The sequence below is a fragment of the Thalassovita sp. genome (assembly GCF_034670005.1).
GTDB lineage: Bacteria > Pseudomonadota > Alphaproteobacteria > Rhodobacterales > Rhodobacteraceae > Thalassobius.
Map to the genome: position 1 here is coordinate 98,009 of NZ_JAXMOH010000002.1, position 25,061 is coordinate 123,069.

Below are 25,061 nucleotides of genomic sequence, written 5' to 3' on the forward strand. Positions count from 1 at the left end.
CCAAATGGGTCTCTGATCAATCCTGTCGAGAGCGATGATCAACTGCTATTCCGGCACTTTGGTGGTCAGGGCCAGCGCATGCAAATCGCCATCCGGACCGTCCATCTTGCCTTTCAAAGCGGCATAGACAGCGCGTTGCTGCTGCACCCGGTTCATGCCGCGAAAACTTTCATCGACGACCATGGCGGACATGTGCCGCCCATCGCTGCCTTCCACGGCGATTTCGGCATTGGGAAACGATTGGCGAAGCAGGTCTTCGAGTTCCTGGGCGAAAATGGCCATATGGGTCTCCGGGTCTTTCTTCTGTCACTGAAAATCTAGGGCGAGAAAACGGTCCGTACAAGGCGTGCAAAACAAGGCGTGCAAAACCCCCGCACGTAAAAAGTTACGTGCAAGGGATATGTTTATCGCCGCCGGGTCAACCGACTGTGTTTTCAAACGCGCTGCGATAGAGGGTAGATAGCGCATCCAGAGGGGCATCCGAATGGCCCAGACGAACCACATCGCCTGTAAAGTGGCCGACGGTGTGCAACGCCACACCAGCCTGGCCTGCGGCGACCATCAATGCCTCGGCTTCGTCGAAGTTGCAGGCAATCAGGTAACGTGCCTGATCTTCGCCGAACAGCTGCGCCATATCGGTCTGGTCGATCTGCACACCGACACCGCCGGCTTCGGCCATTTCAAATGCTGCCAAAGCCAGGCCGCCATCGGACAGGTCTGTACAAGCCTTGATCATTGCACGATTGTCGCGAATGAAGTCGCCATTTCGCTTTTCCGCATCCAGATCGACATGCGGCGCATCGCCGTCTTCGCGGTTGAACACTTCGGCCAATAGCGCTGATTGACCCAGATGGCCTTCGGTTGTCCCCAAGAGCAAAGCGATATGGCCATCGCGGGCCGTCCCGACGATGGCATCCTCGGGCCTGGCGATCAACCCAACTGCGCAGATGGTCGGGGTCGGCAGGATGCCCTGACCGTCGGTTTCGTTATACAGCGAAACATTGCCAGACACGATCGGCACATTGAGCGCAGAAACTGCCTGACCAATGCCTTGGATCGCGCCGACGAATTGCCCCATGATCTCGGGCTTTTCGGGATTGCCGAAATTCAGGTTGTCGGTGGTGGCCAGCGGCGTCGCACCGACCGCGGTCAGGTTGCGATAGGCTTCGGCCACCGCCTGTTTGCCGCCTTCGACCGGATTGGCCTTAACATAGCGCGGCGTCACGTCGCTGGTGAAAGCCAGCGATTTATCGGTGCCATGCACCCGCACGATCCCAGCCCCAAGGCCCGGCGCACGCACCGTGTCAGCCATCACCATGGTGTCGTATTGTTCATAAACCCACTGTTTTGCGGCATAGTTCGGCGATCCGATCAGCGCCTTCAAACCGTCAATAGGATCAACTTCCGGCACATCCGCCAGCGGCTCTGCCTTCGGAGTGGCTTGCCAGGGGCGATCATATTCCGGGGCACTCGAACTCAGCTGTGACAGCGGCAGATCGGCCTTCACATCATTGCCATGCAGGATCAAGAAACGGTCTTCGGGGATGGTTTCGCCGACAATGGCAAAATCCAGATCCCATTTATCAAAAACGGCGCGCGCCTCGGCCTCTTTTTCCGGACGCAGCACCATCAACATGCGCTCCTGGCTTTCTGACAGCATCATTTCGTAGGCGGTCATATGCTCTTCACGCTGTGGCACATCGTCGAGCTGCAGCTTGATACCCAAACCGCCCTTGTCGCCCATTTCCACCGCCGAACAGGTCAATCCAGCGGCCCCCATGTCCTGAATGGAAATGACCGCACCGGTTTTCATCAGTTCAAGCGTGGCTTCCATCAACCGCTTTTCGGTGAACGGGTCGCCAACCTGAACGGTGGGTCGCTTTTCCTCGATGGTTTCATCGAACTCGGCCGAGGCCATGGTCGCACCGCCAACACCGTCGCGCCCGGTCTTGGCGCCCAGATAAACCACCGGCATACCCACGCCGGAAGCCGCCGAATAGAAAATCTTGTCGGCATCGGCCAATCCGGCTGCAAAGGCATTGACCAGGCAATTTCCACTATATGCCGGATGAAAACGCACTTCGCCGCCTACGGTCGGCACGCCGAAACAATTGCCATATCCGCCGATACCTTCGACCACGCCATGCACCAGCTGTTTGGTCTTGGGATGATCGATCGCTCCAAAACTCAGCGAATTCATCGCAGCGATGGGCCGCGCGCCCATGGTGAAGACGTCGCGCAGAATACCGCCCATACCGGTTGCTGCGCCCTGATACGGTTCGATGTAGGAGGGGTGATTGTGGCTTTCCATCTTGAAAACCACGGCCTGTCCATCGCCGATATCCACAACACCGGCGTTTTCACCCGGGCCACAGATCACCTGCGGGCCTTCGGTGGGCAGGGTGCGTAACCATTTCTTTGACGACTTGTAAGAGCAATGCTCGTTCCACATCGCCGAAAACACGCCCAGCTCGGTGAAATTCGGTTCCCGGTTCAGTATCCGCAGAATATTGGCGTATTCTTCGGCATTGATGCCGTGTGCTTCGATGATCTCCGGCGTGATGGCTGGGTCTTGCATATCGGATTTTCCTGCAAAGGCTCTGTTTGTGCGCCTCTTTACGCCATGCCTGCGCATGGGGAAAGGGGCAGAAACCCCTTGGTACCGATCCAAAGGGCAAATATCTTGGCTATCCGGGGTGGTTGGGCGCTGTCATTCAGCTTCGGCATTGCTTCTTCTTTTGAAAATATCCCTGCTGGAGCAAACCAGAGAAGAGCTCCGTTGGGGGGCGGGCGACCAGATGTAAAGCGTGCCGAAGGCGCAGATTTTTACATTGCCCCATTTCGAGTCGGCAAAAAAAAGGCCGAGCACTAAGCTCGGCCGAAGTCCAACAGGGAGGTATGAAGATGATGCTAAAAGGTTCAACATCACCGTCGATTGCTGAAATAGGCATCAGAAATGAATCGATCAAGCACCATTTTGCCGCAGGTGCAGCATGGCTGTTATGCGTCAAGCGCATGGCTAACTTAACACATTAGCTAAGAGTCTGATTCTTCATCTGTTTACGATATGCGATGATTTCATCCTGCACGAAATCTCGGAAAGTAGAAATCCGCTTCGAATGGCGCAATTCTTCCGGATAGGCGAGAAAAACAGGTACTTCGATCGATTGGACGTCCGGCAACACCCGCACCAGATTGGGGAAATCCTGCAATAGGTAGTCGGGTAGTACCCCGATACCAAGATGATTGATCACAGCCTGTAGCACGCCAAAGTAATTGTTCACTGTCAGCGTTGCTCTGACGTCATAGGTCAGTAGATGCTGCACCAGACTCGCGCCTGCACCGACCTGAGCCGATGTAGGGTTTTGGCAGACCAATCTATGCCCGGCGATTTGTTCGATCGTTTCCGGCGTACCGTGTCGATCCAGATAGTCGGGCGATGCATAAAGCAGCATGCGCACCGCCATCAATCGCTTGCGGATCAGATCAGCCTGGCTGGGTTCCTTCATCCGGATTGCGACATCGGCTTCGCGCATCGGCAGGTCCAGCACCCGCTCTTCCAGCATCAGATCGATATTGAGATCGGGATATTTCTCGTACAGTTTAGGCAGTCTTGGGGCGAGCCAAAGCGTCCCGAAACCGGTTGTGGTGGTCACCCTCAATTGTCCGAACACTTCTTCTTCGCTGTCCCGAATGCGCGCTTCTGCGGCTTCCAGACGTTTTGCCATGGCGCGGGTCGCATCGAACAACAGCTCGCCCTGTTCGGTGAGAATCAGCCCCCGCGCGTGGCGGTGAAAAAGCGTTGCGTTCAGGCTCTCTTCCAGCGCTCGAACCTGCCGACTGACTGCGGATTGCGATAAATGCAGCACGTCTCCGGCGTGAGTCAGGCTTCCGGCATCTGCGACCGCGTGAAATATTCTTAATTTATCCCAGTCCATTCCCACAACTTTCAGATTCGCTCGACCCACTTACACGAAACACTTTGAACTTTAAGGTCTTTCAAAGCATGTCTGTAGATAAAGTTGGATTTTTTTGTTTGTAGGTCAAAATATATGACCTATTATTGCACTATAATCATGCATGCACGTAGTGTTGGGAGGAGACACGTTAATGACAGACCAAAAGGTTTCGCTAACAGACCGTTTCGATCTGGAAAAATCGCCCGTTCTTTTGAATGGGACCCAAGCGCTGGTGCGGTTGATGCTCACGCAAAAAGCCCGCGACAAGGCGGCCGGTCTGAACACCGCCGGGTATGTCACCGGCTATCGCGGTTCGCCGCTTGGCGCGGTCGATTTGCAAATGAACCGGGCAGCTAAGCAACTTCATGCGGCTGATGTTTTGTTTCACGAAGGATTGAACGAAGATCTGGCCGCAACAGCTTTGTGGGGGAGTCAGCAGGCCGAACTGCGCGGCGAAGGTAAATTCGATGGTGTTTTCGGGTTGTGGTACGGCAAAGGGCCGGGGGTTGATCGTACCGGTGATGTGATGCGGCACGCTAATATGGCGGGCACCTCCAAGAACGGCGGCGTGCTGATGGCCATGGGCGATGACCATACCGGCGAAAGCTCCACCGTTCTGCACCAATCAGAATGGGCGTTGGTCGATGCCTATATGCCTGTGGTCAGCCCTGCCGGGGTTCAGGAAGTTCTCGATTACGGTATCTACGGCATCGCGCTCAGCCGGTTTTCCGGGCTTTGGGTCGGACTGAAAACAATGAAGGACACGATCGAAGCAACAGCCGTGGTCGATGGTCGGATCGACCGGATGAAGCTTGTCACGCCTGAGTTCGACATGCCCGAAGGCGGGCTGAATATCCGACTGATAGACAGTCCGACCGAACAAGAGGCCCGGATGATCGATTACAAGCGTTTCGCGGCCGAAGCGTTTTCCCACGCCAACAAGATGGACAAGCGGATGTGGGGCAAGCCGGGGGCCAAGATCGGGTTCGTGGCTGCGGGCAAGAACTGGCTCGATCTGGTCCATGCGATGGCATTGCTGAATATTGACGAGGCCGAAGCCGAACGCTTGGGCATCACCACCTACAAGGTTGGCCAAACATTTCCATTGGATATGCGGGGGTTCCACGATTGGGCCGAAGGGTTGGACCTGATCGTCGTTGTGGAAGAAAAGCGCAAGTTGATCGAAGTACAGGTCAAGGAAGCCATTTTTGACGACCGGCGTGGGCGCCGGGTCTATGGCTGGCACAAAGGCGGCGGTGCCGGGTCTATGCACGGGCCGGAACTGTTCCAAACCAAGGGCGCACTCGATCCGATCATGATCGCTGAACGGCTGGGCGAAATCCTGATCGAAGAAGGTCGTGGCACCGATGGGGTCAAGGCAGGTCTAAGCGCGTTGGAGGACGTCCGCCGAAACGATAATGCCGAAGAAATCGCATCGCGCTTGCCATATTTCTGTTCGGGCTGCCCGCACAACACCTCGACCAAGGTGCCCGACGGTAGTCGCGCTTATGCCGGAATTGGCTGCCATTACATGGTGCAGTGGATGGACCGCGACACGCTGGGGTTCACCCAAATGGGCGGCGAAGGGGCGAACTGGATCGGCGAAGCGCCATTTTCCAGCCGCAACCACGTGTTCCAGAATCTGGGCGACGGTACCTATAACCATTCGGGCATTCAGGCGATCCGTGCGGCTTTGGCGGCAGGGACCAATATCACCTACAAGATCCTGTTCAATGACGCGGTGGCAATGACCGGCGGACAGAAAAACGAAGGCGGCCTGACAGCCTATAAGATCGTCGATGAAATCAAAGCAATGGGCGTTGAACATATTGGGGTGGTTTACGACGAGAAGGAAGAGGTAGACCTCAATGCCTTCCCCGCCGGAGTGGAAAAGCACGAACGCGCCGAACTGTTGCAAGTCGAAGAGAAATTCCGCAATTTCGAAGGCGTTTCGGCGATCGTCTATATTCAAACCTGCGCCGCCGAAAAACGCCGCCGGCGCAAACGCGGACAATTTCCCGACCCCGATCGCAGGGTGTTCATCAATACCGACGTCTGCGAAGGCTGCGGCGATTGCGGCGTTCAGTCAAACTGCGTGTCGATCGTGCCTGCGGAAACAGAACTCGGTCGGAAACGCGCCATCGATCAATCCAGCTGCAACAAGGATTTCAGCTGTCTCAACGGGTTTTGCCCCAGCTTCGTGACGCTGGAAGGGGCCAAATTGAAAAAGGCCGAGACAGCACAACTGGACCTGCCACATCTGCCACAGCCCGAGTTGCCGGATATCAAGGGCACCTTTAATGTGGTGATCACTGGGGTCGGCGGCACCGGTGTCGTGACAATCGGCGCAGTTCTGGCGCAGGCAGCACAGATCGACGGCAAAGGTGCGGGCATGATGGAAATGGCCGGGCTGGCGCAGAAAGGCGGTGCGGTCCATATCCATTGCCGGATTGCGGAACAACCCGATGATATTAGTGCAGTACGCGTCGCAACCGGCGAAGCGGATGCGCTGATCGGTGGCGATTTGGTGGTGTCGGCCGGGGCAAAAACACTCGGCCTGACCAAGACTGGACGCACCGGCGCTGTGGTCAACAGTCATGAAATTATCACTGGCGATTTCACTCACAACACCGAATTCAGCCTGCCATCCGACCGGCTGGAACTGCAATTGCAGGCGCGGTTGCAGGACAAGGTGATCCTGTTTGATGCTTCCGAACTGGCGCGGGCGACATTGGGGGATTCGATCTTTTCCAACATGATGGTTTTCGGTGCCGCCTGGCAGCGCGGGCTGATCCCGCTGAGCCATCAGGCGCTTGTCGATGCGATCGAACTGAACGGCGCCGCAGTAGAACGCAATCTGCGTGCGTTTGAAATTGGCCGCTGGGCTGCTGTGCACCCGGACCAGGCACAGGAACTGTTGACCCCGAAAGTGGTCGATAAACCAAAAACGCTGGAGGAAAAAATCGCCTTCCGCGCCGATCATCTGGTTGGGTATCAGGGTAAGCGGCTGGCGAAGAAATATCGCAAGCTGGTCGACCGTTTTGACGATCCGCGTCTGAAAGAGGCGGTCGCCAAGGGGTATCACAAGCTACTGGCCTATAAAGACGAATACGAAGTAGCCCGGTTGCTTTTGGACACCAAAAGCAAGGCAGATTCTGAATTTGAAGGTGATTTCACCATGAAATTCCATCTGGCCCCGCCGATCCTGGCAAAGAAGGGATATAAGGGTCGCCCGCAAAAGCGTGAATTCGGGCCGGGCATGATGCGGATGTTCCGCCTGTTGGCGCGGATGAAAAGACTGCGGGGGACTCCATTCGATCCATTCGGTCGGTCAGAAGAGCGGAAGATGGAACGTGCGCTGATCCAACAATATGAAACCGACATGGTGAAGTTGGCGCAGACCCTGTCACCGGATGCGATGGATGCTGCGGTGGCATTGGCCGAATTACCGCTGCAAATCCGCGGTTTCGGACCGGTTAAAGCGCAAAACGAAGTCAAGGCGTCAAAGCAAAGAGAGGCGCTTTGGGACCGGATTGCAAATCCCGGCACAGGGCTTGCTACTGCGGCAGAGTAATAAAACGGGACGGCCGGGCAGGGGGATCTTGCCCGGCACGTTTCCAAAGTAAACTCTGTTCTCACGCGGCCGAATTTCCTATTTGATGCGGGGAATCTGTAACTGGCAAAACAGCATGACCCGGAAAAACCATATTGCGCGCGACATCAGCTATGCCCATTCAGCGCAAAGCAGGGTTGGACGAAGGGTGATACGAACCCTGGAAAATACGACCGGGCGTATCGGTTTGATCAAACGTGCTCGGGGATATGACACCGACATCGCCAATGGCGGCGATTTCTGGAAGGTGATGGTGGATCGCTATGGCCTGTCGCTGGATGTGGCGGGCGGGTCATTGGAAAACATCCCCTCCGAAGGGCCGCTTATCCTGATCGCCAATCACCCCTACGGTATCCTTGACGGGTTGATGATGGGCCATATCCTATCCATGACGCGTGGCGATTTTCGCATTCTCGCACATCAGGTATTCCGTAAATCTTCCGATCTGAACCAGAATATTTTGCCGATCTCCTTTGATGAAACCAAGGAATCGATGCAGTTAAACCTGCAAACGCGCAAGAATAGCCTGAACTATCTGAGGCAGGGCGGTGCGGTCGGTATATTCCCCGGCGGCACGGTTTCGACATCGGCGAAACCCTTTGCCCATCCAATGGATCCCAGTTGGCGAAAATTCACCGCGCGGATGGTGGCAAAATCAGAAGCAACGGTCGTTCCAATATTCTTTGATGGCCATACAAGTCGTTTATTTCAGATCGCCAGCCATTTGCACAACACTCTGCGCATGGGGCTTTTGATCAAAGAATTCGCCAAGAGAGTCGATACGCCGGTACGTGTCGCTGTCGGGCAACCGATTGAGAGAAAAGAGATTAACGCGCGGAAAAACGATTCCAAAGCATTGATGGATTTCCTGCGCAAATCGACGTATGAGCTGTCTCCGACACCGCTCATCACCTTGGATTACGGGTATGAGTTCGAAGAGAAACATCGCGCGTAAGCGCTTGTGCAGGCGGTAGGGCTGATGGCAGTAGGAATTTTTGACAGCGGTCTGGGGGGATTGACGGTTCTGGACGCCGTGACAAAGCGGTTGCCCGAGCTGCCGATCGTCTATTTTGGCGACAATGCCAACGCGCCCTACGGCGTGAGAGATGCCGATGACGTTTACAACCTGACCACCAAGGCGGTGGAACGGATGTGGGACGCGGGCTGCGATCTGGTCATTCTGGCGTGTAACACGGCCAGTGCCGCGGCGCTGCGCCGGATGCAGGAAAGCTGGATCCCGCCAAACAAACGTGTTCTGGGCGTCTTTGTCCCGCTGATCGAAGCGTTGACCGAACGCAAATGGGGCGACAACAGTCCCCCGCGCGAAGTCGAGGTCCATCATGTGGCGCTATTTGCGACGCCCGCCACCGTGGCCAGCCGCGCCTTTCAGCGCGAACTGGCTTTTCGCGCCATCGGCGTCGATGTCGAGGCGCAGGCCTGCGGTGGCGTGGTTGATGCGATCGAAGACGGCGACATGATTTTAGCCGAAGCGTTGGTGCGGTCCCATGTCGACGCGCTGAAGCGCAAAATGCCTCATCCCGAAGCGGCTGTTTTGGGCTGCACGCATTATCCACTGATGCAGGACGCCTTTCAGGATGCTCTCGGTGCCGAGGTCGAAGTGTATTCGCAAGCCAATCTCGTGGCAGAGAGTCTGGCCGATTATCTGGAACGTCATCCCAAAATGATCGGCGCAGGGAAGGAAACGATGTTTCTGACCACCGGGAATCCGCTGAAGGTATCGGATCGGGCTACTCAATTCCTGCGCCGTAAAATCACGTTCCAAGCGGCCTGATTTGTGTCGTTCATAGCCGACATCACGACGCCCGGACAAAAAGTAGCATGGCGCAGACCTTGCGCTTTGCGGGATCAATGTTAACTCTGACATGTCTGTTTGACGCCAAATAGCGTCAACCCGAGCGGTGAGGAGCAAGCGCATGAGAGGCTTGAAAAAGAAACGTCGTATTCAGGTGATTGCGGTGGCAGTTTTCGCTTTGGCGCTGTCCACTGGTTTAATCGGCTATGCCATGCGTGACGGCATCAATTTTTTCCGCTCTCCTTCGCAGGTTATGGCTGAACCTCCGGGGCCCGATGAAACCTTTCGCATTGGCGGGTTGGTCGAAGACGGCAGCCTGCAGCGCGGACAGGGGGAAACCATCCGCTTCAATGTCACCGATGGTGGCGCGTCAGTGCCCGTCGTCTTTACCGGTGTTTTGCCTGATCTCTTTGACGAAAACCAAGGCATGATCGGCACCGGCAAATACGTCGGCGGCGTTTTTGAAGCCTCTGAAATCCTTGCCAAACATGACGAAAGCTACATGCCCAAGGAAGTCGTGGACGCGCTGAAAGAACAGGGCGTCTATAAAGACCCAGAAAGCTGAGCTGAGCAGGATCGGTACGGTCGTTTTTCCAGTCGTTAACGGTTTAACCCCAGCCTGATCCCGCAACAGGCAAAGCGGGGTTCTTCATGCTGGATGTCAGGCGAATCGCCCAAGCGATCATCGCGCGAGAAGGCGGGTATGTGAACGATCCCGACGACCCGGGCGGTGCGACCAATCACGGCGTCACGCTTCGCACGATGCGGCGGCTCGGGTTGGATTTGGACCGTGACGGAGATGTGGATGCGGACGATGTGCGCCGGTTGAGCCGGGCACAGGCGCAGAACATTTTCCTGACAAACTATTTCAAACGACCGAAAATCGACCAGTTGCCTGAACAACTGCAAGCCAGCGTTTTCGACATGTATGTCAATTCCGGAGCCAATGCGGTGAAGATTCTCCAACGCCTGTTGCGCCAAATGGGCCATGATGTGAGCGTCGACGGGGTGATCGGTCCGCAAACCGCAGGTGCGGCTCAAACGGCGGCATTGTCTGCGCCGGATCTTCTGACCGATGCCTATGGTATAGCCCGGCGCAATTATTACTTCCGCCTGGCCGATGCCCGTCCTGCCAGCCGCAAATACGCCCGCTCCCGATCTGGAGGCAAAGGCGGCTGGATCAAACGAGCCGAAGAATTCATTTCGCCGCGCTATCATCTCAGCTCGACGGAGTTCCTGGAAAGGGTAAATAAATGGGGCTAATGCGGCAGATTCTGAACTTGTTGTTTGGGTCGGGACAACACGAATTTCGAAAAACGGTGGAGGTTTTTCGTGAAAACGCTGAAGCCGGTGCAATCCGCGCAGCAGAAGGACAGGCGGCATCGTTAGGCCAATTCGCTCAGGAATTCTATGCACCAGAGCGCGGACGATTTGACCGGCTGATGGATGCCATCAACCGGTTCCCGCGTCCGGCGATGGCGCTTGGAACGCTGGGATTGTTTTGCGCTGCAATGATCAACCCGGTCTGGTTCGCCAGTCGGATGCAGGGAATCGCGCTGGTACCGGAACCGCTATGGTGGTTGCTGGGCGCGATCGTGTCGTTCTACTTTGGGGCCCGGCATCAAACCAAAGGGCAGGAATTCCAGACCAGGATGTCTCAGGCAATCGCGCGCATGCCGCAAACGAAGAAAAAAAATGCTGCCCCCGATAGAGAGGCAAATGCGGATACCGGGCACGACGCAGACTTGACACTGGAGGCGATAGTCCCAGAACGCAATCCCGCGCTGGAGGATTGGCGAGAGTACAAGTAGCGTTTCGGCAATGTGATCCGGACCGTGGGTTTCTTTTCCCAAACATTATCCCGCGACAATGTGAACACCTGGCATAGGCGAATTCCATTGGCCCCACTCGGTCAAAGCTCTATAACTGAGGCATGATTACAGAGCTCGGTCACTTCGCCCTCATCCTAGCCTTTCTTGTCGCCTGCATTCAGGCCACTGTACCGTTGATCGGCGCACATAAACGCTGGCCCGGCTGGATGGCCGTCGCTGAACCTGCTGCGAACGCTCAGTTTTTACTAGTCGCCTTTTCCTTTGCTGCGTTGATGCACGCTTTCGTCACTTCGGATTTTTCCGTGCGTCTGGTGGTGCTAAATTCCCATTCGCTGAAACCGATGCTGTATAAAATCTCTGGTGTCTGGGGCAATCACGAAGGATCGATGCTGCTTTGGGTGCTGATCCTGTCGCTGTTTGGTGCCTCGGCCGCATGGTTCGGCGGCGCCTTGCCGCCAACGCTGAAAGCGCGGGTTTTGGCAGTTCAGTCGGCAATCGGCGTTGCTTTTTACGGCTTCATCCTGTTCACCTCCAACCCCTTTTTACGGGTTGCTGTGCCGCCCTTTGACGGCGAAGATCTGAACCCGTTGCTTCAGGATCCCGGCCTCGCATTTCATCCACCGTTTCTCTATCTTGGTTATGTCGGGCTTTCGATGGCGTTTTCCTTTGCCGTCGCGGCCCTGATCGAAGGCCGTGTCGACGCCGCCTGGGGCCGCTGGGTGCGGCCGTGGACCTTGGCGGCGTGGATTTTCCTGACCATCGGGATTGGGCTGGGATCATGGTGGGCCTATTACGAATTGGGCTGGGGTGGGTTCTGGTTCTGGGATCCGGTTGAAAACGCGTCTTTCATGCCCTGGTTGCTCGCGGTGGCGCTGCTGCATTCCTCTATCGTGGTGGAAAAACGCGAAAGCCTGAAAAGCTGGACCATCCTGCTGGCAATCATGGCCTTTGGGTTTTCGCTGATCGGGACCTTCATTGTGCGCTCTGGCGTGATCACTTCCGTACATGCCTTTGCCAATGACCCCGAACGCGGGGTGTTCATCTTGGCCATTCTTGCTCTCTTCATGGGGGGCGCACTGACACTTTACGCTGCGCGCGCCGGCGCAATGGAAGCCAAGGGCGCCTTTTCCATGGTCAGCCGCGAAAGCGGGCTGGTGTTGAACAACCTGCTTCTGGCGGTCGCGGCCTTTGTCGTCTTTATCGGAACGATCTGGCCGCTGGTAGCTGAATTGACCTTTGGGCGCAAACTGTCGGTCGGGGCACCGTTTTTCAACATGGCCTTTACCCCGTTCATGGTGGTTCTGGGGCTGGTTTTGCCGGTGGGCGCGATGCTGCCTTGGAAACGGGCGTCTCTCACCCGAACGTTCAAGGCACTTGTACCCGCATTTGTGCTTGCACTCTCACTGGCCTGCCTTGCCTGGGCGGTGCAATCGGGGCGCAGTATGCTTGGACCGATTGGTCTGTTCCTTGGCAGTTGGTTGATCTTTGGGTCCGCCATTGATCTGTGGAGCCGCACCGGGCGATCCCGGCAAATCTCGCGCCTGCTACGACTGCCCCGCGCTGACTGGGGTAAATCGGTCGCGCATGCGGGTCTGGGTATCACGATGTTGGGTATTTCCGGGCTGATGGCTTGGGAAGCAGAAGATATTCGTGTTGTTCAGATCGGTGAACCCTTCGATATCGCAGGCTATACGTTGGTGCTGGACAAGGTCGAAGACGTGCGCGGGCCGAACTACTTTTCGACCATGGGAACCGTGCGATTGTCCAAAGACGGCAAACCGATTTCAACGATGTATCCGGAAAAGAGAAATTATCCTGTCGCCAAGATGCCCACCACAGAAGCCGCGATCAACAGTGGGTTCCTGCGTGACATCTACGTGGTGATCGGCGATCCGCAAGACGGCGGTGGTTGGGCTGTGCGAAGTTATTACAAACCGCTGGCGAACTGGATCTGGGGTGGGGCAATCATGATGGCGATTGGCGGATTGCTAAGCCTGTCTGACCGGCGCTACCGCGTGGCCGCAGGGGCGCGTAAAACCCGTGTCGCCGCCGGAGTACCCGCAGAATGAAACGGCTGGCTCTTGCTCTTTGCTTGATCGCAGCGCCTGTTTGGGCGGTGCAGCCCGACGAAATCCTGAACGACCCGGCTTTGGAGGCGCGTGCACGCGACATTTCAAAGGAATTACGCTGCCTGGTCTGTCGCAACGAGAATATCGACGATTCTCATGCTGAACTTGCGCGCGACCTGCGCTTGTTGGTGCGCGAACGGCTGACGGCAGGTGATAGCGATGTCGAAGTCGTAAACTATATTGTCGACCGCTATGGCGAATATGTGCTGCTTAACCCGACCGCACGCGGCGCCAATTGGTTGCTTTGGGCGGCAGGGCCGATGATGTTGATTGCCGGGATGGGGCTTGGTTTGGGTTATCTGCGCCGCCGACAATCCGCGCCGGAACAAAAGCTTGAAGCGTTGAGCGAAGCGGAAAAGACGCGGCTGGCCGAAATTATGGACGACTGACTCTAGTTAGGGTTTTAGCCTACCACGCGGTCGGTTATATTCTGGCCAACAGAGGAGGCATGCCCCATGTATGAAACAATTACCCTTGCCATTGAAGACGATATCGCGGTTCTGACGCTTAACCGTGCTGACAAGATGAACGCTCTTAACACGCTGATGCGGGCAGAAATCGCTGATGCGGCGCGCGAAGCTGCCAAGAGCGCACGGGTTCTGGTCCTCACTGGATCGGGCAAAGCATTTTGTTCCGGTCAGGATCTGAGCGACCGGGCCAACGCGGCCAATCTGGATCTCGAACGCACCTTGCGCGACGAATACGCGCCGATGCTCAAGGCGATCTACGATTGCCCGATCCCCACAATTTGCGCTGTGAACGGTGCCGCAGCAGGGGCAGGGGCCAATTTGGCGCTGGCAGCCGATGTGGTGATCGCCTCTGAAAGCGCCTATTTCCTGCAGGCGTTCACCCGTATCGGGCTGATCCCGGATGCCGGTGGCACCTACTGGATGACCCGTAACATGGGGATGGCCAAAGCGATGGGGGCTGCGTTGTTTGCCGACAAGATCAGCGCCCGTCAGGCCGATGACTGGGGGCTGATCTGGGAAGCCGTGCCAGACGCGGAATTCGCGGCGATCTGGAAATCCCGCGCCGCGCATCTGGCCAAAGGACCGACGCTGGCCTACGCCCACGTTAAAGAAGCGATCCGCGGTAGCTGGGACAACACGCTGGACCGGCAACTGGAGGTCGAGGGGCGCAAGCAAGGTGCCTGCGGCCAAAGTCGTGATTTCAAGGAAGGGGTTCTGGCCTTTACCGAGAAACGCCCGCCGCATTTCGAGGGACGCTGAGGTCTGCTGCAAACCGCAGCTGGTTCACAAACTAAAACACCCCGGCAATTTCTTGCCGGGGTGTTTTTTATGCCAAAAGAAGAAACGCTTAGCGGTCTTCGACATCTACATAATCGCGCTGGGTTTCACCCAGGTAAAGCTGCCGCGGACGACCGATCTTGTTTTGCGGATCGGCGATCATTTCTTTCCACTGGCTGACCCAGCCAACGGTGCGCGACAGAGCGAAGATCGGGGTGAACATTGAAGTTGGGAAGCCCATCGCTTCGAGGATGATACCCGAATAGAAGTCCACGTTCGGGAACAGCTTCTTTTCCTTGAAATACGGATCGTTCAGCGCGATCTTTTCCAGTTCCTTGGCGACCTGCAGCAACGGGTTGTCTTCGATGCCCAGCAGTTCCAGAACTTCGTCGGCCGATTGCTTCATCACGGTCGCACGCGGGTCGATGTTTTTGTAGACGCGGTGGCCAAATCCCATCAGGCGGAAAGGATCATTCTTATCCTTGGCCCGTTCGATGAATTCGGGGATCCGGTCGGGGGTGCCGATTTCGCGCAGCATTTCCAGGCAGGCCTGGTTGGCGCCACCATGAGCGGGCCCCCACAGGCAGGCGATGCCAGCAGCGATACAAGCGAACGGGTTGGCTCCCGAGGACGAGGCCAGACGCACAGTCGAGGTCGACGCGTTCTGTTCATGGTCGGCATGCAGGGTGAAAATCCGGTCCATCGCGCGGCTCAGGATCGGGTTCACGTGATATTCCTCTGCAGGAACGCTGAAGCACATGTGCAGGAAATTCGCTGCGTAATCCAGATCGTTGCGCGGATAAACGAAGGGCTGACCGATCGAATACTTATACGCCATTGCCGCGATGGTCGGCATTTTGGCAATCAGCCGGTGTGACGCGATTTCACGCTGCCAGGGATCGGCGACATCGGTTGAATCATGATAGAAGGCCGACATCGCGCCGACAACGCCCACCATGGTTGCCATCGGATGCGCATCGCGGCGGAACCCGCGGAAGAAATTGTGCATCTGCTCATGGATCATGGTGTGGCGGGTGATGGTGGTTTCGAATATTTCCAGCTCACCTGCTGTCGGCAGTTCTCCGTAAAGCAGCAAATAGCAGACTTCCAGATAATGCGATTTGGATGCCAGCTGACCGATCGGATAACCGCGATGCAACAGAACGCCTTCATCACCATCGATATAGGTGATGGTGCTGTCGCAGGAGGCCGTCGAGGTAAAGCCGGGGTCATACGTAAAAACGTGACCCTGAGCGTAGAGCTTACGGATGTCGATTACATCGGGGCCCTCGGTCGGGGTAAACATGGGCAATTCAAGCGTCTTGCCGTCAAAACTCAACGTTGCGGTTTTGGTGGATTCAGTCATGGTTTTCCCTTCATCACGAAGCCTCTGTGTCGGACGACACGGGCATGATTCTTATTCTTTTGCTCTGACTGGCGACTATCCTGTCAGGCAGCTGCGTCGGTCAACCGGGCAAGTGTTTCGTCCTGCCCAAGGACCAGCATCATATCGAACACGCTTGGAGTTGCCGCACGGCCTGCCAAAGCTGCCCTGAGAGGACCCGCAAGCTTGCCAAACTTCATCTCCCGAGCCTCGGCAAATTGGTTGGCAACTGTTTCCAGTTCCTCACGCGACCAGCTAGCATTTTGCAAATGCGGCGTCAATTCTTTCAGTATACCACGGGATACATCATCAAGGTTTTTCGCCGCTTTTTCATCTGGCTGAATCGGGCGGTTTGCCAGAGCAAATTCCGCCTTTTCAATCAGTTGGGGAAAAGTTTTGGCGCGATCTTTTAGACAGTACATCGCCTTACGTAGAAGTACTGATTTCGTATCGTCCAGCCTTGGTTGACCAATTGCAGACAGGAATTCCTGTAGTTCATGCAGCAGCGCAGCATCATCGGCAGCGGCGATGTGCTGACCACAAAGGTTTTCCAGCTTTTTGAAGTCGAACCGGGCAGGTGATTTTCCAATCCCGCTCAGATCGAACCATTCTTTCGCCTGTTCGTCGGTAAAGAATTCGTCATCCCCGTGGCTCCACCCCAACCGCGCGAGGTAATTCCGCATGCCTGCCGCCGGATAGCCCATTTTCTGATATTCATCGACACCCAGAGCCCCATGGCGCTTGGACAGTTTTTTACCATCCGGCCCATGGATCAGAGGAATATGGGCCCAGATTGGCACATCCCACCCCATTGCATTATAAATCATCATCTGGCGCGCGGCATTATTCAGGTGATCGTCTCCCCGGATCACATGGGTCACGCCCATATCATGATCATCGACAACAACGGCCAGCATATAGACAGGGGTGCCATCGGAACGTAACAGGATCATGTCATCGAGCTGATCGTTGCGAATTGTCACATCGCCCTGCACCTGATCGCGGATCACGGTTTCACCGTCATGCGGTGCCTTGATCCGCACCACAAACGGTGCATCAGGATGGGTTGCCGGATCGGCATCCCGCCAAGGGCTGTGGAACAATGTCGATTTACCTTCGGCCCGGGCTGCATCGCGGAAGGCCTGAATTTCTTCCTGCGTGGCGAAGCATTTATAGGCCTTGCCCTCGGCCAGCAACTGTTCGGCCACCGCGGCATGGCGCGCGGCGTTTTCGAACTGACTGACGATCTCACCATCGTGATCCAGCCCCAGCCAATTGAGACCTTCTAGGATCGCCTCGGTTGCTTCAGGGGTCGACCGTTCCCTGTCGGTATCTTCGATTCGCAGCAGGAACTTGCCGCCGCGGCCGCGGGCGTAGAGCCAGTTGAACAGCGCGGTGCGCGCGCCGCCGATATGCAGGAAACCGGTGGGCGATGGGGCGAAGCGGGTCACGATCTGTGAAGACATGCGGGTTTAACCTTTCGGTAACCAGGAGGGGAGTAGCGTTTTCGTCTGTCTATCTACCTGCCGATGCAAGGACAAGACTTGGCACCCTTTAACCGGATCGGAACGGCGCTTCTTGCGCAACGAGGGGCGTTGTTCCCTTGGGCTCCGGTCTTCTTTGGCATCGGCATCGGTATCTATTTCTATTTGCCGGCGGAACCGTCATGGACGGCCCGGTGTCTGCTGCTTGGCGGCGCGATTTGCACGGCCATCGTGGCCATGCGGACCGGCCCAGCGGTTTCACCGCTGATCTGGGCGGTGTCGCTGATCGTTTGCGGCGTGGTATGGGCCGGGGCCCGCAGTAATTGGGTCGCCGCCCCGGTGCTTCAGTATCGGTATTATGGTCCGGTCGAAGGCACGGTAATCACGATCGACCGCTCCAGCAGCGATGCGGTGCGGCTTACACTGGACCAGGTCGTGTTGTCTGGCTTTGATCCGGGTAAAACCCCGGCGCGGATACGGGTGGCTTTGCATGGGGATCAGGACGGATACCAACCGGCCCCAGGCGATATCGTTATTCTCACCGCGCATCTCCTGCCCCCGTCCGGACCGGCCGAACCGGGCGGTTTCGACTTTCAGCGTCATGCCTGGTTCCAGCGGATTGGCGGCGTCGGCTATACGCGCACGCCGGTCCTGCTGTTGCAGCCGCGCCGGGCAGGGCTGAACATTGTTGCCGCCCGAATGGTATTATCCGCCCGGGTTCAGAAGGCGTTACCGGGCGAAGCCGGGGCGTTCGCCGCCGCAGTGATGACCGGTGATCGCTCTGCGATCGGGCAAACCACGCTAGACGCACTGCGCCGCTCCAACCTGGCGCATCTGCTGGCGATATCGGGGTTGCATATGGGGTTGGTGGTCGGATTTGTCTTTGCGTTGATCCGGGTATTCCTGTTGCTGGTACCAGGCATCGGACTGCGGATCGTGGTCAAGAAAATCGCGGCAGTAGGGGCGCTGATCGTGTCGGCCGGGTATCTGATCTTGTCGGGCGGTAATGTGGCAACCGAACGGGCCTTCGTCATGGTCGGGGTGTTTCTTCTGGCGATTGTGTTCGACCATCGGGCGCTGTCGCTGCGTGCTGTCGCAGTGGCGGCGGGAATCGTTCTATTGCTTAGACCGGAAAGCCTGCTGAGCCCGGGATTTCAGATGTCCTTTGCTGCAACGACCGCCCTGGTGTTCGTTTTCAGCCTATTGCGCGATACCGGAGCACTGGGCGGACGCCGCTTGCTAAAACCTGTATTTGCGATCGTCCTGTCTTCTGCGGTGGCAGGCGCGGCAACCGCGCCATTCGCGGCGGCTCATTTCAACCAGATTGCGGTACTGGGTCTGCCTGCCAACCTTCTTTCGGTGCCGTTGATGGGCATTCTGGTGATTCCGGCGGCGGTTCTGGCCGCACTGGTTATGCCCTTCGGGGCCGAGGGTCCGGTTTTATGGCTGATGGGGCTTGGGCTCCGTTGGATTTTAGCAGTGGCACGATTCGTCGCAGAACAGGACGGCGCGGTGCGTATGGTTCCGAGCCCGGATTGGCGGATATTGCCGGTGTTTTCCCTAGCGGCCTTGTTTGTGGTGCTGTGGCGCGGACGAGCCAGATGGGGGGGCGCTGTTCCGACGCTCCTCGCTTTGATGCTGTGGGGGCAAAACGACCGTCCGGATCTGCTGATTGCCGAAGACGGTGCATTGGTCGGACTGATGACGGCCAAAGGCAGGGCGATGAGCAAGGAGAACGGATCCGCATTCGTTGCGGCGATCTGGTTGGAAAACGACGGCGATCCGGCGGCACAGTTTGAAACAGTTAACCGTTGGCCAGACGATCATAACATGGTTCAGGTCGTTTCGGGAAAACGGGCGGCTGAAAGCGCCACTTGTGACAAGGATGAATGGCTGATCGCCAACAAGACTATTGCTCAGGACTTGCCCTGTCGGGTCTTCGATCCCGACACCCTGCGCAAGACCGGGGCAGTGGCGGTCTATTTCGACGATGCAGGCCCCAGAATCGTCACCGCCCGCCAATTGGCGGGCGACAGACCATGGACGTCATCCCAATCTCAGTAACTCCGGATCAAACCGACCAGACGGCCCTGAACTTTGACCATATGATCGGGTAAAACACGGGTTTCATAAGCTGGGTTGGCAGCTTCAAGGGCAATACTGTTGCCTTTGCGGCGAAAGGTTTTCAGCGTCGCTTCGAGATCTTCCACCAGTGCGACCACGATATCGCCGTTTTGCGCTGTACTGGTTTCGCGGATGATCACCACGTCGCCGTCATTGATACCGGCATTGATCATTGAATCGCCCTTCACCTCGAGCGCGTAATGTTCGCCCTGACTGCTGAGCATGGACCCGGGCACTGCAATCTGCCGCGATGCATGGCTGATCGCTTCGATCGGGACGCCGGCAGCGATCTGTCCCATCACCGGCAATTCCATCGCGTGAACCGCTTCAATCGGGATTGCATCACGCGGTGTGGTTTCAGGGCGTCCGCCTTCGATCACCTTGGGGGTAAATCCGGTATCGCCGCTCAGGCTATCGGGCAGTTTCACAATCTCTATCGCGCGGGCCCGATGTGCCAGGCGGCGGATGAAGCCGCGTTCTTCCAATGCGGTGATCAGACGGTGAATGCCTGATTTGGACCGTAGGTCCAGCGCTTCCTTCATTTCATCAAAGGATGGCGGTACGCCATCACGCTGCATCCGCTGGTGAATAAATGTCAGCAGATCGAGCTGTTTTTTGGTCAGCATGAACGCCCCTCCGGTTCAATCGGTTTGGGTTTGTTCTACACATGTTCCCGTTTTGTGTCAACGGTCTGGTCAGATTGGGATATAATCTACCAAGTGACCGGCAGGACGTGCAGGATCGCCGATAGGTCGAACCAATAAAGCGTTTGCCTGGCTTAGAACCGACAGAAGCGAACTGTCCTGATTGTTCAGCGGTGTCAGCAGGTCATCGGCCAATACAGCGCGCATGTAATGTTCACGCGATCCGTTGGCTGCAACATCTACGGCCAGTTCACCTTGCCGCAGTTCAGGAGATCGGGCTGGCAGACCCATCATTGCATGGATCACCGGCACCGCGAATAACACGCCGCACACCATGGCCGAAACCGGATTGCCCGGTAGCCCCATCATCATCGCCCCGTCGATGGTTCCGGCCATCAGCGGTTTGCCGGGGCGCATCGCGACCTTGTAAAACGCGCGCTGTAATCCCAAATCGGTCGCCACCTGTGCCACCAGATCATGATCCCCGACCGAGGCACCGCCAATGGTGACGACCAGATCGGCGCCCCTGGCCAGATCCAGCGCAGTTTTCAGTGATGCCACATTGTCCCGCGCAATCGGCAGAATTCGCGCTTGCGCCCCGGCCTGATCAAACAACGCCTTCAGGCCGAACGTGTTCGAGGCGATGATCTGATCGGGACCGGGCGTTTCACCTGGCATCACCAGTTCATCACCGGTGGAAATCAGCGCCACGTCGGGTTTGCGTGTGACCGTTACCTTGGAAATATTCATGGACGCCAGCAGCGCGATGTCGGCAGGCCCCAGCCGTTTCGGCGCGGCAAAAACCTGACCTTCTGCGAAATCGCCGCCAGCGGGTCGGATATTGGAATTTTCGCCTGTGTTGCCGATGATCGTGATGGTGTCGCCAACCCGGTCGACGTCTTCCTGTATCACGACAAAACCAACATCGTCGGGCACCGGTGCGCCGGTAAAAATGCGCACGGCCTGTCCCGGACCAACCGGACCAGAAAATCGCGATCCGGCGGCGGCTTCTCCGATGACCCGAAACGATGCCCCATTGGTGATCTCATCGGCACGCACCCCATATCCATCCATAGCCGAGGCAGGAAAGGGCGGCTGAGTTCGTTGCGCTTCCACGTCACGGGCCAGCACACGATTCCTGGCCTCGACCAGCGGCACGGTTTCTTCTGGCATCTGGTGGGCCAGTTCAAACAGCAGGGCGCGGGCATCTTCTACCGAAATCATTTAGATTCATACCGTCCTGATTTGCCGCCATCTTTCAGCGTCACGTGGATGCCGCCGATTTCCATCGCCTTATCGACAGCCTTGATCATGTCATAGACGGTCAGGGCAGCGGTGCTGACGGCCGTGAGCGCCTCCATCTCGACGCCGGTCTGGCCCGTTGTTTTCACCGTGGCTTCGATCCGCACGCCCGGCAGATCGGGGGCCAGTATCAGATCGACCGAAACCTTCGTAACTGGCAGGGGGTGGCAAAGCGGGATCAGGTCGGGGGTTTTCTTGGCCCCCATGATACCGGCCAGCCGTGCCACGCCCAGAACGTCGCCCTTCTTGGCCCGGCCTTCGGAAATGATGTCAAAGGTGTCCTGCGCCATCCGCACCCATCCGGCGGCTGTGGCGATGCGCGATGTTACCGCCTTGTCGGACACGTCGACCATATGCGCATCACCTTTGGCGTCAAAATGAGTAAGGCCTGTCATGCTTACATCCCCACCGCTGTCAGAGGGTTAGCCAGTAACGTCCGGGTGGCCATTTCCACATCCTGGTTTCGCATCAGGCTTTCGCCAATAAGGAAACAACGGGCCCCATAACGGGCCATTTCGGCCAGATCTTCGGGCGTGTTGAGGCCGCTCTCGGATACCAACATCCGGTCGGCAGGGACGTATTTCGACAGCTCACGTGTGGTGTCCAGCGACGTCTCGAAGGTTTTCAGATTACGGTTGTTGATACCGATCAGCGGAGATTTCAACAGGGTGGCGCGTTCCAGTTCGTCGCCATCATGCACCTCGATCAGCGCGTCCATACCCCATGCAACGGCTGCCGCTTCCAACTCCTGCGCTTGCGCGTCGCTGACGCTTGCCATGATGATCAGAATGCAATCGGCTCCCAAGGCGCGGGCTTCGGCCACCTGATAGGTGTCATACATGAAATCCTTGCGCAGCACCGGCAATGACACAGCCTCGCGTGCGGCGACGAGAAATTCCTTTGCCCCCTGGAAAGAGGGGGTGTCGGTGAGTACCGACAGGCAGGTCGCGCCACCTGCCTCATAGGCTTGCGCCAGTTCCGGCGGGTAGAAATCTTCACGGATCAGCCCCTTGGACGGGCTTGCCTTCTTGATTTCTGCGATCAACCCATATCCTGTGCGGCTGGCTTTTTGCAGCGCTTGGGCAAAGGGGCGTACCGGGGACGCGGCGCGGGCCTCGGCCTCGACCGTTGCAAGCGGTTTGGCTGCCTTGTCGGCGGCCACTTCTTCAAGCTTATAGGCTTTGATCTTGTCGAGAACCGTTACGGTCATGCTGCCTCCGAATTTCGGGCCCAGTCAATTTCTTGCTCTCCCCGACTATTAAGCCATGTGTTTACGGCTGAAAATGGTTTGGACCCGAAAAATCCGCGACTGGCGGACAGTGGTGACGGGTGTGCCGATGTCAGGATCAGGTGGTCGCCCGGCAGGATATTGGATTCGAGCGTCTGCGCCGACTTGCCCCACAGGATATACGCCGTAGGCCGGGCAGATGTGCGTTTCAGCACCTGATGCACCAAACGCTGCCAGCCGAGTTTTTTGTGCCCGTTGGCGTCACCCGCAGGGACGCTGAGCGAGGTATTGAGCAACAACACACCTTGTTTTGCCCAATCGCGCAAATCACCGTTGGGCCGCGTAATGCCCAGATCGTTTTGCAATTCCATATAGATATTCTTAAGCGACCGGGGCAGGGGGACCACATCCGGTTCCACCGAAAAGGCCAAACCATGGGCATGTCCGGGGGTCGGATAGGGGTCCTGTCCCAATATCACCACCCGTGTGTTTTCGGGCGGCGTCAGTTGCAAGGCGGCAAAACGCTGTGTGGCAGGAGGCAGAATATCGCGATCATCCTGTGCGAGTGCGGCTTCGATACCGGGCCAGTCAGAGGCGAAGAAATCCAGATCGCGCCATGCTCCGATATCCGGTAGCGGCATCAGATGGCCTCGGACGTGATGCGCGCAAGTGTTTCCAGTTTGGTCTTGGCGGCCCCGCTGTCGATGCTTTCGCGCGCCAGGGCGACACCGTCTTTCAGATCGCCCACCTTGCCCGCCACATGCAGGGCTGCGGCGGCGTTCAGCAGCACCGCATCGCGATAGGCCGACTGTTCCCCCGCCAGCAGCGCCCGGAAGGCCGCGGCATTTTCTTCGGGATCGCCACCAACGATGGCTTCGAAGGGATGCACCGGCAGGCCGAAATCTTCCGGATGCAGGTCAAGATCGGTGACGGTGCCGTCTTCATTCAAAGACGCGACATAGGTTTCGCCGGTAATGGTCATTTCATCGGTACCGTCCGATCCATGCACCAGCCAGGCCTTTTCGCTGCCCAATGCGCCAAGGGTTTCAGCCATCGGCCGGATCATCGCGCGGCTGAATGCGCCGGTCAGCTGACGCTTTACCCCTGCCGGATTGGTCAACGGCCCGAGAATATTGAAAATCGTCCGCGTCCCCAGTTCGGCCCGCGCCGGACCGACATGGGCCATGGCCGGATGATGCATTGGTGCCATCATGAATGCAATACCAGCTTCTTTCAAAGCCTTTTCAACCACTTCCGGCCCAACCATAACGTTGATACCCATCCGGGTCTGGACATCCGCCGTCCCGGATTTGGAACTCAGGTTGCGATTTCCATGCTTAGCTACAGGCACCCCGGCACCCGCCACGACGAAAGCGGTGGCGGTGGAAATATTCAGCGTGTTTTTTCCATCGCCGCCGGTGCCGACGATATCCATGGCACCGTGCGGGGCTTTGACCTTGTTACATTTTGCCCGCATCACCGTGGCAGCGGCGGTATATTCATCGACTGTCTCCCCGCGTGTGCGCAGCGCCATCAGGAAACCGCCGATCTGCGCCGGGGTCGCTTCGCCCTCGAACAGAATGGCAAAGGCCGTTTCGGCCTCATTCAGGCTCAGCACCCGGTCGGCCGCAGCCCCGATCAGTGGTTTGAGTGCATCGCTCATGCCGGCACCTTCATGACATCGAGGAAATTTTGCAACAGCTTGTGACCATGCTGCGAGGCAATGGATTCAGGGTGGAACTGCACCCCGTGGATCGGCAGATCCTTGTGCTGCAGCCCCATGATCGTGCCATCATCCAGCTCAGCGGTGATTTCCAGACAATCGGGCAGGGAGTCACGATCAACAACCAGCGAATGATAGCGCGTCGCCTCGAACGGGGTGGGCAGTCCGGCGAACAACCCCTTGCCGGTATGATGTATCAGCCCCATCTTGCCATGCACAATCTCGTGGCAACGCACCACTTTGCCTCCAAATGCCTGGCCAATGGTCTGATGCCCCAAACAGACCCCCAAAAGCGGTGTTCCGGTTTCCGCCGCAGCTTTGGTCAGCGCCAGACAAATCCCCGCCTGATCCGGATCACAGGGCCCCGGTGACAGCAAAATTCCCTCTGGCCGCATCGCCATGGCATCCTGCACATTCAGTGCGTCGTTGCGGCGGACTTCGATTTTGGCCCCTAATTCACCTAAATAGTGAACAAGGTTATAGGTGAAACTGTCATAATTATCGATCAGCAGCAGCATCTGGTCTATCTTTGCAATTGGGGGCTGGAGGCCCTACTTCGTCGCGTTATACTTGTTCAGG

General features: G+C 57.1%; 22 protein-coding genes. 10 read left to right on the plus strand and 12 right to left on the minus strand.

Features of this window, described 5'->3' with window-relative positions; genetic code table 11:
• Positions 1–45 precede the first annotated feature (45 nt).
• From VOI23_RS04415 to VOI23_RS04425, 3 genes are all read right to left on the minus strand, one after another.
• Positions 46–282, minus strand: coding sequence for a BolA/IbaG family iron-sulfur metabolism protein (locus tag VOI23_RS04415; protein WP_323782133.1), 237 nt, complete (start codon positions 280–282; stop codon positions 46–48).
• Between the two features lie 136 nt (positions 283–418).
• A complete protein-coding gene (gene purL / locus VOI23_RS04420) occupies positions 419–2,578 on the minus strand; it encodes a phosphoribosylformylglycinamidine synthase subunit PurL (protein ID WP_323782136.1) in 2,160 nt (719 codons plus the stop codon).
• Between the two features lie 454 nt (positions 2,579–3,032).
• Complete coding sequence (locus VOI23_RS04425) at positions 3,033–3,938, minus strand: LysR family transcriptional regulator (RefSeq protein WP_323782138.1); 906 nt, start codon at positions 3,936–3,938, stop codon at positions 3,033–3,035.
• 172 nt (positions 3,939–4,110) lie between these two features.
• On the opposite strand from VOI23_RS04425, the gene VOI23_RS04430 reads away from it, so the two are divergent.
• The 9 genes from VOI23_RS04430 to VOI23_RS04470 all read left to right on the plus strand — a co-directional run bounded on the left by VOI23_RS04430 (position 4,111) and on the right by VOI23_RS04470 (position 14,575).
• Entirely contained in the window at positions 4,111–7,533 is a 3,423-nt protein-coding gene (locus tag VOI23_RS04430; RefSeq protein ID WP_323782141.1) for an indolepyruvate ferredoxin oxidoreductase family protein, read from the plus strand.
• Between the two features lie 115 nt (positions 7,534–7,648).
• On the plus strand, positions 7,649–8,527 hold the full coding sequence (locus tag VOI23_RS04435) for a lysophospholipid acyltransferase family protein (RefSeq protein ID WP_323782144.1): 879 nt from the start codon (positions 7,649–7,651) through the stop codon (positions 8,525–8,527).
• A gap of 24 nt (positions 8,528–8,551) precedes the next feature.
• Positions 8,552–9,364 (plus strand): glutamate racemase, encoded by an 813-nt coding sequence (gene murI, locus VOI23_RS04440; RefSeq protein WP_323782147.1) that lies wholly within the window; start codon positions 8,552–8,554, stop codon positions 9,362–9,364.
• A 142-nt stretch (positions 9,365–9,506) separates the two neighbouring features.
• Positions 9,507–9,950, plus strand: a complete 444-nt coding sequence (ccmE, locus tag VOI23_RS04445) for a cytochrome c maturation protein CcmE (protein ID WP_323782150.1) — start codon at positions 9,507–9,509, stop codon at positions 9,948–9,950.
• Positions 9,951–10,036: 86 nt separating this feature from the next.
• Entirely contained in the window at positions 10,037–10,648 is a 612-nt protein-coding gene (locus VOI23_RS04450; RefSeq protein ID WP_323782153.1) for a holin-associated N-acetylmuramidase, read from the plus strand.
• Positions 10,639–11,196, plus strand: coding sequence for a holin family protein (locus VOI23_RS04455; protein ID WP_323782156.1), 558 nt, complete (start codon positions 10,639–10,641; stop codon positions 11,194–11,196). The genes VOI23_RS04450 and VOI23_RS04455 overlap by 10 nt, the downstream gene beginning before the upstream one ends.
• A 122-nt stretch (positions 11,197–11,318) precedes the next feature.
• Positions 11,319–13,286: a heme lyase CcmF/NrfE family subunit gene (locus VOI23_RS04460; protein WP_323782158.1), complete on the plus strand. Its 1,968-nt coding sequence runs from the start codon at positions 11,319–11,321 to the stop codon at positions 13,284–13,286.
• Positions 13,283–13,735 (plus strand): cytochrome c-type biogenesis protein, encoded by a 453-nt coding sequence (locus VOI23_RS04465; RefSeq protein ID WP_323782161.1) that lies wholly within the window; start codon positions 13,283–13,285, stop codon positions 13,733–13,735. The genes VOI23_RS04460 and VOI23_RS04465 overlap by 4 nt, the downstream gene beginning before the upstream one ends.
• Before the next feature lie 66 nt (positions 13,736–13,801).
• Positions 13,802–14,575 (plus strand): enoyl-CoA hydratase-related protein, encoded by a 774-nt coding sequence (locus VOI23_RS04470; RefSeq protein WP_323782164.1) that lies wholly within the window; start codon positions 13,802–13,804, stop codon positions 14,573–14,575.
• Between the two features lie 88 nt (positions 14,576–14,663).
• Here VOI23_RS04470 and gltA read toward each other — a convergent pair whose 3' ends face one another.
• Together gltA and gltX are read right to left on the minus strand one after the other, a co-directional pair.
• On the minus strand, positions 14,664–15,959 hold the full coding sequence (gene gltA, locus VOI23_RS04475) for a citrate synthase (RefSeq protein WP_323782168.1): 1,296 nt from the start codon (positions 15,957–15,959) through the stop codon (positions 14,664–14,666).
• An 83-nt stretch (positions 15,960–16,042) separates the two neighbouring features.
• Positions 16,043–17,443 carry a glutamate--tRNA ligase gene (gene gltX, locus VOI23_RS04480; RefSeq protein ID WP_323782171.1) on the minus strand — a complete coding sequence of 467 codons (1,401 nt, stop codon included), beginning with the start codon at positions 17,441–17,443 and terminating at the stop codon, positions 16,043–16,045.
• Positions 17,444–17,521: 78 nt separating this feature from the next.
• On the opposite strand from gltX, the gene VOI23_RS04485 reads away from it, so the two are divergent.
• Complete coding sequence (locus tag VOI23_RS04485; protein WP_323782174.1) at positions 17,522–19,525, plus strand: ComEC/Rec2 family competence protein; 2,004 nt, start codon at positions 17,522–17,524, stop codon at positions 19,523–19,525.
• Here VOI23_RS04485 and lexA read toward each other — a convergent pair.
• The 7 genes from lexA to VOI23_RS04520 form a co-directional block, all read right to left on the minus strand.
• Positions 19,519–20,211 carry a transcriptional repressor LexA gene (gene lexA / locus VOI23_RS04490; protein ID WP_323782176.1) on the minus strand — a complete coding sequence of 231 codons (693 nt, stop codon included), beginning with the start codon at positions 20,209–20,211 and terminating at the stop codon, positions 19,519–19,521. The genes VOI23_RS04485 and lexA overlap by 7 nt on opposite strands.
• Positions 20,212–20,280: 69 nt before the next feature.
• Positions 20,281–21,453 (minus strand): gephyrin-like molybdotransferase Glp, encoded by a 1,173-nt coding sequence (gene glp, locus VOI23_RS04495; protein ID WP_323782179.1) that lies wholly within the window; start codon positions 21,451–21,453, stop codon positions 20,281–20,283.
• Complete coding sequence (gene moaC, locus VOI23_RS04500) at positions 21,450–21,926, minus strand: cyclic pyranopterin monophosphate synthase MoaC (protein WP_323782182.1); 477 nt, start codon at positions 21,924–21,926, stop codon at positions 21,450–21,452. Before moaC ends, glp begins: the two co-directional genes overlap by 4 nt.
• Before the next feature lie 2 nt (positions 21,927–21,928).
• Positions 21,929–22,741 carry an indole-3-glycerol phosphate synthase TrpC gene (gene trpC / locus VOI23_RS04505; protein WP_323782185.1) on the minus strand — a complete coding sequence of 271 codons (813 nt, stop codon included), beginning with the start codon at positions 22,739–22,741 and terminating at the stop codon, positions 21,929–21,931.
• Entirely contained in the window at positions 22,738–23,400 is a 663-nt protein-coding gene (locus VOI23_RS04510) for a uracil-DNA glycosylase (RefSeq protein ID WP_323782188.1), read from the minus strand. Before VOI23_RS04510 ends, trpC begins: the two co-directional genes overlap by 4 nt.
• Complete coding sequence (trpD, locus tag VOI23_RS04515) at positions 23,400–24,422, minus strand: anthranilate phosphoribosyltransferase (protein WP_323782191.1); 1,023 nt, start codon at positions 24,420–24,422, stop codon at positions 23,400–23,402. Before trpD ends, VOI23_RS04510 begins: the two co-directional genes overlap by 1 nt.
• Positions 24,419–25,000, minus strand: a complete 582-nt coding sequence (locus VOI23_RS04520; protein ID WP_323782194.1) for an aminodeoxychorismate/anthranilate synthase component II — start codon at positions 24,998–25,000, stop codon at positions 24,419–24,421. Before VOI23_RS04520 ends, trpD begins: the two co-directional genes overlap by 4 nt.
• Between the last annotated feature and the right edge of the window lie 61 nt (positions 25,001–25,061).

Coding starts and splice junctions, on each gene's coding strand:
- VOI23_RS04415 (WP_323782133.1), bottom strand. CDS start 282: ATGGCCATTTTCGCCCAGGAACTCGAAGACCTGCTTCGCCAATCGTTT.
- purL (WP_323782136.1), bottom strand. CDS start 2,578: ATGCAAGACCCAGCCATCACGCCGGAGATCATCGAAGCACACGGCATC.
- VOI23_RS04425 (WP_323782138.1), bottom strand. CDS start 3,938: ATGGACTGGGATAAATTAAGAATATTTCACGCGGTCGCAGATGCCGGA.
- VOI23_RS04430 (WP_323782141.1), top strand. CDS start 4,111: ATGACAGACCAAAAGGTTTCGCTAACAGACCGTTTCGATCTGGAAAAA.
- VOI23_RS04435 (WP_323782144.1), top strand. CDS start 7,649: ATGACCCGGAAAAACCATATTGCGCGCGACATCAGCTATGCCCATTCA.
- murI (WP_323782147.1), top strand. CDS start 8,552: ATGGCAGTAGGAATTTTTGACAGCGGTCTGGGGGGATTGACGGTTCTG.
- ccmE (WP_323782150.1), top strand. CDS start 9,507: ATGAGAGGCTTGAAAAAGAAACGTCGTATTCAGGTGATTGCGGTGGCA.
- VOI23_RS04450 (WP_323782153.1), top strand. CDS start 10,037: ATGCTGGATGTCAGGCGAATCGCCCAAGCGATCATCGCGCGAGAAGGC.
- VOI23_RS04455 (WP_323782156.1), top strand. CDS start 10,639: ATGGGGCTAATGCGGCAGATTCTGAACTTGTTGTTTGGGTCGGGACAA.
- VOI23_RS04460 (WP_323782158.1), top strand. CDS start 11,319: ATGATTACAGAGCTCGGTCACTTCGCCCTCATCCTAGCCTTTCTTGTC.
- VOI23_RS04465 (WP_323782161.1), top strand. CDS start 13,283: ATGAAACGGCTGGCTCTTGCTCTTTGCTTGATCGCAGCGCCTGTTTGG.
- VOI23_RS04470 (WP_323782164.1), top strand. CDS start 13,802: ATGTATGAAACAATTACCCTTGCCATTGAAGACGATATCGCGGTTCTG.
- gltA (WP_323782168.1), bottom strand. CDS start 15,959: ATGACTGAATCCACCAAAACCGCAACGTTGAGTTTTGACGGCAAGACG.
- gltX (WP_323782171.1), bottom strand. CDS start 17,443: ATGTCTTCACAGATCGTGACCCGCTTCGCCCCATCGCCCACCGGTTTC.
- lexA (WP_323782176.1), bottom strand. CDS start 20,211: ATGCTGACCAAAAAACAGCTCGATCTGCTGACATTTATTCACCAGCGG.
- glp (WP_323782179.1), bottom strand. CDS start 21,453: ATGATTTCGGTAGAAGATGCCCGCGCCCTGCTGTTTGAACTGGCCCAC.
- moaC (WP_323782182.1), bottom strand. CDS start 21,926: ATGACAGGCCTTACTCATTTTGACGCCAAAGGTGATGCGCATATGGTC.
- trpC (WP_323782185.1), bottom strand. CDS start 22,741: ATGACCGTAACGGTTCTCGACAAGATCAAAGCCTATAAGCTTGAAGAA.
- VOI23_RS04510 (WP_323782188.1), bottom strand. CDS start 23,400: ATGCCGCTACCGGATATCGGAGCATGGCGCGATCTGGATTTCTTCGCC.
- trpD (WP_323782191.1), bottom strand. CDS start 24,422: ATGAGCGATGCACTCAAACCACTGATCGGGGCTGCGGCCGACCGGGTG.
- VOI23_RS04520 (WP_323782194.1), bottom strand. CDS start 25,000: ATGCTGCTGCTGATCGATAATTATGACAGTTTCACCTATAACCTTGTT.